Source organism: Rhodococcus sp. EPR-157 (assembly GCF_001647195.1).
In the GTDB taxonomy this organism is placed as follows: Bacteria; Actinomycetota; Actinomycetes; order Mycobacteriales; family Mycobacteriaceae; genus Rhodococcoides.
The window spans coordinates 1-401 of the sequence record NZ_LVCV01000626.1; the positions used below are offsets into that span (position 1 = coordinate 1).

1 pseudogene is annotated in these 401 nt (G+C 67.1%); it reads left to right on the top strand.

Annotated features, from left to right (window positions below):
• Positions 1-401, top strand: a pseudogene (locus A2J03_RS26770) (acetyl-/propionyl-CoA carboxylase subunit alpha); the annotation flags it as partial.

The window sequence follows — 401 nt, forward strand, 5'->3', positions numbered from 1 at the left end:
TCGGAGGCCAGTTCGACTCCATGCTCGCCAAGCTGATCGTCACCGGCGCCACCCGCGAGGAAGCACTGGCACGCTCGCGTCGCGCACTGGCCGAATTCACCGTCGAAGGACTCGCGACGGTCATCCCGTTCCACGCCGCCGTCGTCTCCGATCCCGCGTTCATCGGCGACGGTGAATCCTTCGATGTCCACACCCGGTGGATCGAAACCGAATGGGACAACCAGGTTCCCCCGTTCACCGCCGGTGAACCGATCGACGAGGACGAGGCGCTGCCGCGTCAAGCCGTCGTCGTCGAGGTCGGTGGACGACGCGTCGAGGTCTCGCTTCCCGGCCAGTTCTCCCTCGGCGGCGGTGGTGGTAATGCCGACGGCGCGATCCGCCGTAAGCCCAAGCCCCGCAAG